The sequence below is a fragment of the Streptomyces sp. NPDC090994 genome (assembly GCF_044768905.1).
Taxonomy (GTDB): Bacteria; Actinomycetota; Actinomycetes; order Streptomycetales; family Streptomycetaceae; genus Streptomyces.
In genome coordinates this window covers 19135-27235 of the sequence record NZ_JBIVWS010000042.1, presented here as the reverse complement: position 1 = coordinate 27235, position 8101 = coordinate 19135, and the positions used below count along the sequence as shown (strand labels likewise).

At 72.0% G+C, this 8101-nt stretch carries 7 protein-coding genes; 5 read left to right on the top strand and 2 right to left on the bottom strand.

Features of this window, described 5'->3' with window-relative positions; genetic code table 11:
- Both ACIQR3_RS37640 and ACIQR3_RS37635 read left to right on the top strand, forming a co-directional pair.
- Positions 1–198 (top strand): DUF475 domain-containing protein (locus ACIQR3_RS37640; RefSeq protein ID WP_403546010.1); only part of this gene is annotated, 198 nt, incomplete at its 5' end.
- 264 nt (positions 199–462) lie between these two features.
- Positions 463–1203, top strand: a complete 741-nt coding sequence (locus ACIQR3_RS37635) for a Tellurium resistance (RefSeq protein WP_403546008.1) — start codon at positions 463–465, stop codon at positions 1201–1203.
- A gap of 165 nt (positions 1204–1368) precedes the next feature.
- Here ACIQR3_RS37635 and ACIQR3_RS37630 read toward each other — a convergent pair whose 3' ends face one another.
- Positions 1369–2460, bottom strand: coding sequence for a TerD family protein (locus ACIQR3_RS37630; protein WP_403546006.1), 1092 nt, complete (start codon positions 2458–2460; stop codon positions 1369–1371).
- 206 nt (positions 2461–2666) lie between these two features.
- Between ACIQR3_RS37630 and ACIQR3_RS37625 the strand changes: the two genes are divergently transcribed.
- From ACIQR3_RS37625 to ACIQR3_RS37615, 3 genes are all read left to right on the top strand, one after another.
- Complete coding sequence (locus tag ACIQR3_RS37625) at positions 2667–3842, top strand: HpcH/HpaI aldolase/citrate lyase family protein (protein WP_403546004.1); 1176 nt, start codon at positions 2667–2669, stop codon at positions 3840–3842.
- Positions 3843–3917: 75 nt separating this feature from the next.
- A complete protein-coding gene (locus tag ACIQR3_RS37620; protein WP_403546014.1) occupies positions 3918–6383 on the top strand; it encodes a phosphoribosyltransferase in 2466 nt (821 codons plus the stop codon).
- On the top strand, positions 6383–7222 hold the full coding sequence (locus ACIQR3_RS37615) for an HAD family hydrolase (protein WP_403546003.1): 840 nt from the start codon (positions 6383–6385) through the stop codon (positions 7220–7222). Before ACIQR3_RS37620 ends, ACIQR3_RS37615 begins: the two co-directional genes overlap by 1 nt.
- Here the strand turns inward: ACIQR3_RS37615 and ACIQR3_RS37610 are convergent.
- On the bottom strand, positions 7140–7994 hold the full coding sequence (locus ACIQR3_RS37610; protein ID WP_403546001.1) for a DedA family protein: 855 nt from the start codon (positions 7992–7994) through the stop codon (positions 7140–7142). The genes ACIQR3_RS37615 and ACIQR3_RS37610 overlap by 83 nt on opposite strands.
- Positions 7995–8101 lie beyond the last annotated feature (107 nt).

Sequence of the window (8101 nt, the reverse complement as noted above, 5' to 3'; positions counted from 1 at the left end):
GCCCACTACGCCATCGGCGCCCTCGCCGTCATCCTGCTGATCACCATCCAGTACCAGATCAGCGAGCTGATCACCGGCCTCATCGGCGTGGTCCTGATCGGCGCCTCCTTCTGGTCCTCCGTACGCCGCAACAAGCGGCTCGCCGAGGCCGAGGGGCCGGGAAACAGCGAGAAGGCGGAAGTCTCCTCCGGAGTGTGAGTCTCCTGCGGGAGCCGGGGCTCCTGCGGGAGTGCGGGGCTCCTTCGGGAGTGTGAGGAGCCCGTTGGTCCGGGCCCTGTTCGCCTCCGGTGCTCCGGCACCGCGGGTGTGAACCCGGCCCGGGCGAGGAACGCTCTGAGCGGGGCGGCGTCGAGGACGACTCCTCGGCGCCGCCCCGTCGGCGTCCCGGACCGCGGGTGCGACGAGGCAGCCGCGGCCCTCCGGTGCGGTGGCGGCGTGAGACGGACATGCGTGGGGGCGGGAATGGGCATCTTGGACGGACGACTGTGGCGCGGCCGCGAGACCGACTTCGACTCGGGCAACGCGGCGACCAACGCCATCGAACTGACCAAACGGCACAGCCAGGTCTCCCTGACCAAACAGGGCGCGGCCACCGGCAACCTCCGCATCAACCTGGCCTGGCGGATGCGGACCTCCGACATCTCCGGCCCGCAGCGGGAGAGCCTGCTGCGGCACCCCTTCAAGGCACTCAAGCCCCCCGAGGTCCTCGGCCACAGCCAGAGCATGGTCAACGTCGACCTCGACCTCGGCTGTCTGTACGAGATGCAGGACGGCGCCAAGGGCGTCGTACAGCCCTTGGGCGGCTTCTTCGGGGACGTCAACGCCGCGCCCTACGTCAAGCTCAGCGGCGACGACCGGTTCGGGTCCGGCTCCGGCGAGACGATCTACGTCAACCTCGACCACCGCGACGCCATCAAGCGCCTCCTGGTCTTCGCCTACATATACGACCAGACGCCCGCCTTCGACCGCGCGCACGCCATCGTCACCCTCTACCCGAGCAACGGCCCCCGGATCGAGATAAGCCTCGACGAACGCCACCCGCAGGCCCGGTCCTGCGCCGTGGTCATGATCGAGAACATCAAGGGCGAGATGTTCGTCCGCCGCGAGGTCAAGTTCGTCTACGGCTTCCAGGGCGAACTGGACCGGCTGTACGGGTGGGGCCTGCAATGGGGACGGGGCTACAAGGCGAAGGCCGAACGGTGAGCCGGGTCCGGTGAGCCTGACCCGGTGAGCCTGCCCCGGTGAGCCGGACGGCGCCTCGGCTCCGGCAGTCTGGCATCCGGGGCGCGGGCTGCGTTCGGGGCGCGGGCTGCGTTCGGGGCGCGTGCTGAGGGAGGGCCGACGGCGCCCGGACGGCGGCCCTCCCGGCTACCGTCCGAGGAACTGCGGCCCCTGCGGCGGCAACCGGAAGTCCGGGTCGGGGATCACGGCCGACGGCGGCGGGTAGCCGTAGCCGGCCGCCGCGCCGGCGGCGGTCGCCGGGGCGGGTGCGGAGGGTGCAGAGGGTGCGGCGGGTGCCTGTGGGTAGCCGTACGCGCTCTGTCCGGCACCGGCGGGCTGCGGGTACCCGTAGGCCGGCTGGGTCGCCGGAGTCTGCTGGGGATAGCCGTAGGCGGGCTGGGTCGGCACCCCGGGCGGCTGCTCCGGCGGCAGCGGCTGGGCGGGCGCGGTCCTGGCCGACGTGGAGTGGACGGGCGGGGGCTGGACTGTCGGGGGCTGGGCGGTTGGTGACTGGGCAGGCGATGATTGGGCGGGTACGGCCTGGGTGGGTGCGGTGGGTGCGGTGGGTGCGGTGGATGCGGAGGGCACGGTGGGTGCGGGCGCGTTGGTCGGGCCGCTCTCGGGCGTTGCTCCGGTCGCCTCCGGTGCCGTTCCCGTCGTCTCGGATGCCGCCTGGGCGTCGTTCTCCGCCTCGGCCTCCTCGTCCACGGAGATGCCGAATTCGGTCGCCAGGCCCTCCAGCCCGTTCGAGTAACCCTCGCCCAGCGCCCGGAACTTCCAGCTCTCCCCGCGCCGGTACAGCTCCCCGCAGATGAGCGCGGTCTCCTCGCCCGTCTCCGGCTTGACGTCGAAGTACGCCAGCGGCTCGGCGTCGTCGGCCGTCGCGTCGTAGAGCAGGACCCGCAGGTCCCGTACCTGCTCGAAGGCGACGCCGTCCGCCGAGGCGACCAGCAGGATGCGGCCGACCCGGGCCTCGACCCCGGACAGATCCGTCTGGATCGCGTCGGTCAGACCGTCGGAGTCCCGCTTCTTGCCCAGCCGCCAGACCTGGCCCGACGGGTGCCGGGGCTGGTTGTAGAAGACGAAGTCCTCGTCGGATCGCACACGGTCGTCGGGGCCCAGGAGCAGCGCGGAGACATCGACGTCCGGGATTCCTTGCCCGGGGGTCCAGCGCAGTACGGCCCGGACCGTGGTGGCCTCCAGCGGGACGTTCGACCCTTTCAGCATCGCGTGCGTCATGCCGTCATCCTGCCTTCTCGGTCCTGGTCACGACAATGCGGGGGCGGGTACCCGGGACGGGTAAGGCGTCCTGCCTCGCGGCGCCGACACGGCCGGGTTACCTGGAATTCATGCCCGACGGGAACTTCTGACATGGGTTTCTACGTACTATTACCGGCCACCTTCGAACGTTTTACAGGTCGCCCAGTCACCACGGGGGAGTTCACATGCGTCATTTCGGGCATATAGCCCCTGAGGTGCGGAAGCGTCTCTTCCATCAGGAGCCGGGTGCGTTCAGCGCCGACTCCCCGGCGCGGCTGCTCTCCGCGGCTCTGGGGGCCACGCTCTACAGCCCCGCCACCCGGCCGCGTCTCGCCGACGACATCCTCAAGCAGGCCGCGAACGGCGTGGTCTCGATGGTGCTCTGCCTGGAGGACTCCATCGACGACGCCGATGTGGCGGCCGGCGAGGAGAACCTCGTACGGCACCTCACTGACCTCTCCGGACGCCCCGGACAGGCCGGCGGAAACGTTCCGCTGCTGTTCGTCCGCGTGCGCACCCCCGAGCAGATACCCGACCTGGTGCGGCGCCTCGGCCCAGCCGTGGAGACGCTCTCCGGATTCGTCCTGCCGAAGTTCACCGAGGAACGCGGCATGCCCTTCCTGGAGGCCCTCTCCGACGCGGAGGCCGCCACGGGCCGGCGCCTTTTCGCCATGCCGGTCCTGGAGTCCCCGGAGCTGCTGTACCGGGAGTCGCGGGTGCACACCCTGGAGGGCATCTTCCGCGCGGTCGACAAGTACCGCGACCGCGTCCTCGCCCTCCGGCTCGGGGTGACCGACTTCTGCTCCTCCTACGGACTGCGCCGCGGCCCCGACATGACGGCGTACGACATCCAGATCGTCGCCTCCGTGATCGCCGACGTGGTGAACATGCTCGGGCGGGCCGACGGCACCGGGTTCACCGTGACCGGGCCGGTGTGGGAGTACTTCCGGGTCCAGGAGCGGATGTTCAAACCGCAGCTGCGGCAGAGCCCCTTCCTGGAGGTGCAGGCCGCGGACCTGCGGGCCCGGCTGATCGAGCACGCCATGGACGGCCTGCTGCGGGAGATCTCCCTGGACCAGGCCAACGGCCTGCTGGGGAAGACCTGCATCCACCCCTCCCACGTGCTCCCGGTGCACGCGCTGTCCGTGGTCAGCCACGAGGAGTTCAGCGACGCCCAGGACATCCTCCGCCCGGAGCGTGGCGGCGGAGGCGTGCTGAGGTCGTCGTACACGAACAAGATGAACGAGGTGAAGCCGCACCGGGCCTGGGCCGAGCGCACTCTGCTGCGCGCCGAGGTCTTCGGCGTGGCCAACGAGGACATCGGCTTCGTCGAACTGCTCGCCGCCGGCCTGTCCGACTGAACCTGTCCGGCCCGACCGGCCGGCCGAACACAAGGGATCATGGACCACGCAGTGGACAACGGGAGGCGTACGCGCATGAAGGAGCGGCCGGGGGCCGGAGAGCCGACCGGGATCTGGACCGGCAGCTGGGTCGCCGAGCGGCTCGGCGTCGGCCTCACCGGCGACGACGACCTGACCGGCCTGCTGGGCCTCGCCCTGCGCCGCAACCCCAAGCGGGCGCACCTGCTCGTCTCCAACGTGCTCGGCAAGCACGTACCGCAGTCGCCCTCCGTGGTCTACGGCCACGGCTTCACCCTCGGCCGCCGCGTACGCGACCTGCTGGGCGCCGAAGAGGCCGCTGCCGCGGTCGTCCTCGGCTACGCGGAGACCGCCACCGGTCTCGGTCACTCGGTCGCCGACGGCCTCGGCCCCGCCACCTACCTGCACTCCACCCGCCGCCCGGTCGACGGCGTCGCCCAGGCCGGCGGCTTCGAGGAGTCCCACTCGCACGCCACCTCCCACCTGCTGCTGCCCGCCGATCCCGCGCTGCTGGCCGGCGACGGTCCGCTCGTCCTCGTCGACGACGAGTTCTCCACCGGCAACACGGTGCTCAACACCGTCCGGGCCCTGCATGAGCGATACCCCCGCCGCCGGTACGTCGTGGTCGCCCTCGTGGACATGCGCTCGCCGGCCGACGCGGGCCGCCTGGAGGACTTCGCCCGGGAGATCGGCGCCCGAGTGGACCTGGTGACGGCCGCTTCGGGCACCGTCCTGCTGCCCGACGACGTACTGGAGAAGGGACAGCGGCTGGTGGCCCGGCACGAGGCGGTGGCAGCCGCCGAGCCGGAGCCTCCCAGGACCGGCACGGACCCCGTCAGCCGCGTCGACCTGCGTTGGCCCCGGGGACTTCCCGATGGAGGGCGGCACGGGTTCACCGCCGCTCACCGGGCCCGGCTGGAGAGCGCGCTGCCCGCCATGGCCGCCCGGCTCGCCGAGGCCCTGCCCGCCGGCACCCGCCGCGTCCTGGTCCTCGGCTGCGAGGAACTGATGTACGCCCCGCTGCGCCTGGCCCGCGAACTGGAACAGGTCGTCCCCGCCGAGGTGCGCTACTCCACCACCACCCGCTCGCCCGTCCTCGCCGTCGACGACCCCGGCTACGCGATACGCACCCGCCTGGTCTTCCCCGCCCACGACGACCCTGCCGACGGCCCCGGCGAGCGCTACGCCTACAACGTCGCCGGCGCCGGCTTCGACGCCGTCGTCGCCGTCGTCGACTCGCCCGCCGACACCCCGGCGCTGCACGCGTCCGACGGCCTGCTGGCCCGGCTCGCCGCCCACGTGCCGCACGTCCTGCTCGCGGTCATCCCCTCGTACGTCCCCGGCACTGCCTCCGAAAGGCCCGCCATGCTGCCCGAGCCGCTGCGCGGCCCCGCCTTCTCCTCCTATGCCCCCGACGAGGTCGGCTGGCTGCTCCAGGACCTCTCGGACACCACGCTGGAGGCGCCCACCGAGGAGCGCGAGGAGGCGATCCAGAAGGGCGGCGCGCACTACGCCGAGTCGCTGCCCGTCGAGTACCAGCCCAGCGAGCAGTACCAGGACCTGTTCCACGCGGCGCTGCGCACCTCGGCGGCCCGGCTGGCGCAGGCCGTCGGCGCCGTCACCGAACTCGTCCTCATGGAACGGTCCCCCAGACCCGTCCTCGTGTCCCTCGCCCGCGCGGGCACGCCCGTCGGGATCCTGATGCGCCGCTGGGCGCAGTTCCGCCATGGTCTCGACCTCCCTCATTACGCCGTGTCGATCGTCCGGGGCAGGGGCATCGACGCCAACGCGCTGCGCTGGCTGGCCGACCACCACGACCCGGCCGATGTCGTCTTCGTCGACGGCTGGACCGGCAAGGGCGCCATCACCCGCGAACTCGCCGCCGCTCTGCGCGACTTCGAGGTGTCCGACGGCATCACCGGCTTCGACCCGGAGATCGCCGTCCTGGCCGACCCCGGTTCCTGTGTCCGCACCTACGGAACCCGCGACGACTTCCTCATCCCCTCCGCCTGTCTCAACTCCACCGTCTCCGGCCTGATCTCCCGCACCGTGCTCCGCGCCGACCTGGTCGGCGCCCACGACTTCCACGGCGCGAAGTTCTACCGCGAACTCGCCGGCGCCGACCTCTCACCGGCCTTCCTCGACGCCGTCTCCGCCCGCTTCCCGGAGGTCGCCGGCGCCGTCGACGTCCAGGCCAAGGACCTGCACGCCGCCGACCGGACCCCCACCTGGGAGGGCTGGGCGGCGGTCGAGCGGATCAGCGAGGAGTACGGCATCCACGACGTCAACCTCGTCAAGCCCGGCGTCGGCGAGACCACCCGCGTGATGCTGCGCCGGGTGCCCTGGAAGGTGCTGGCCCGGGCCGGCGCCGGCAGCGACCTGGACCACGTCCGGCTGCTCGCCGCACAGCGGGGCGTGCCCGTGGAGGAGGTCACCGACCTGCCCTACACCTGCGTCGGGCTGATCCACCCCCGGTACACCCGCGGCGCGACGGGCGCCGACGGCAGGGCGGTGACCGTCTGATGCCTGCTCAGCCCGTACAGCCCGTACTCGTCGCGAGCGACCTCGACCGCACGCTGATCTACTCCGCCGCCGCTCTCAACCTGACCGTCCCGGACCAGGAGGCCCCCCGGCTGCTGTGCGTGGAGGTCTACGACAGCAAGCCCCTGTCGTACATGACGGAGACCGCTGCCCGGCTACTCGGCGACCTCGGTGACCTCGGCGAGGCCGCTGTCTTCGTGCCGACCACGACGCGGACCCGCGCCCAGTACCAGCGCATCAACCTGCCCGGCCCCCCGCCGAAGTACGCGATCTGCGCCAACGGCGGCCACCTGCTGGTGGACGGCGTCACCGACCCCGACTGGCACGCGCGGGTCACCGCGCGGCTGGCCGACGAGTGCGCCCCGCTGGCGGAGGTGCGCGACCATCTGATGGCCACCGCCGACCCGCAGTGGGTGCGCAAGCACCGTACCGCCGAGGACCTCTTCGCCTACCTCGTCCTCGAACGCGACCTGCTGCCCGAGGGATGGGTCAAGGAACTCGCCGTATGGGCCGGCGACCGCGGTTGGACCGTGTCCCTCCAGGGCCGCAAGCTCTACGCCGTCCCGGCACCGCTCACCAAGAGCGAGGCCGTGCGCGAGGTCGCCCGCCGCACCGGCGCCGGTCTCACCCTGGCCGCCGGGGACTCCCTCCTCGACGCCGACCTGCTGCTCGCCGCCGACCGGGGCTGGCGCCCGGGCCACGGCGAGCTGGCCGACTCCGGCTGGACGGCACCGACGGTCAGTGCTCTGCCCGAGCGGGGGGTATTCGCGGGGGAGCGGATCCTTCAGGAGTTCCTGCGGTCGGTGAACCAGGCCCGGTAGGTCCCGCGGTCGGCGTGCCCGGCCCGGTGACGTCCGGCCGGTCCGAGGGTTCCCCTGCGGACCGGGCGGTGGACGAGGCGGACGCGGGGGAGGGCTGCTCCTCGCCGTGCCCGGAATCGCCGCGCCTGCGGCGGCCGGCTCCGGGCCGCAGCAGGCGCAGGACGACGAAGCCCAGCACCGCGACCGCGGCGCCGACGAGGATCACCTTCGAGTACGCGGAGGCGACGCTCGTGACCTGGGACCAGTTGTCCCCCAGGGCGTAACCGGCGAGCACGAACGCGGTGTTCCACAGCGCGCTGCCCAGCGTGGTCAGGCCGAGGAAGACGGGGAGCCGCATCCGCTCGACGCCCGCCGGAACCGAGATCAGACTGCGGAAGATGGGAATCATCCGGCCGAAGAACACCGCCTTGGTGCCGTGCCGGAGGAACCACGCCTCCGTCTTCTCTATGTCCGCCACCTTCACCAGCGGCAGCCTCCCCGCTATCGCCACCGTGCGGTCGCGGCCGAGGAGCGCCCCTATCCCGTACAGGGCGAGCGCGCCGATCACCGAGCCCGCCGTGGTCCACAGCAGGACGGCGAGCAGGTCCATCCGGCCGGAGGCGGCCGCGAACCCCGCGAGCGGCAGGATCACCTCGCTCGGCAAGGGAGGGAAGAGATTCTCCAGAGCGATGGCGATACCGGCCCCCGGGGCGCCCAGGGCGTCCATGAGGTCGTTGATCCACTGCGGAGCGGCACCGCTGTCCGCGGCCGTCTGCGCTGCGATGGCTGTCATGACGACCACGCTAGAAAATCGTGGCTGAAGGGACCCTGAGGAAGACCGCACGATCGACTGCGGTCCACCGCAGTGACGAATTGCGGTTTTCCGCAGTGTGCGGGCCT

What these genes read in the sequence shown, in the direction of transcription:
- ACIQR3_RS37630 (WP_403546006.1), bottom strand. Translation starts at nt 2,460, where the DNA reads ATGACGCACGCGATGCTGAAAGGGTCGAACGTCCCGCTGGAGGCCACC.
- ACIQR3_RS37625 (WP_403546004.1), top strand. Translation starts at nt 2,667, where the DNA reads ATGCGTCATTTCGGGCATATAGCCCCTGAGGTGCGGAAGCGTCTCTTC.
- ACIQR3_RS37635 (WP_403546008.1), top strand. Translation starts at nt 463, where the DNA reads ATGGGCATCTTGGACGGACGACTGTGGCGCGGCCGCGAGACCGACTTC.
- ACIQR3_RS37610 (WP_403546001.1), bottom strand. Translation starts at nt 7,994, where the DNA reads ATGACAGCCATCGCAGCGCAGACGGCCGCGGACAGCGGTGCCGCTCCG.
- ACIQR3_RS37615 (WP_403546003.1), top strand. Translation starts at nt 6,383, where the DNA reads ATGCCTGCTCAGCCCGTACAGCCCGTACTCGTCGCGAGCGACCTCGAC.
- ACIQR3_RS37620 (WP_403546014.1), top strand. Translation starts at nt 3,918, where the DNA reads ATGAAGGAGCGGCCGGGGGCCGGAGAGCCGACCGGGATCTGGACCGGC.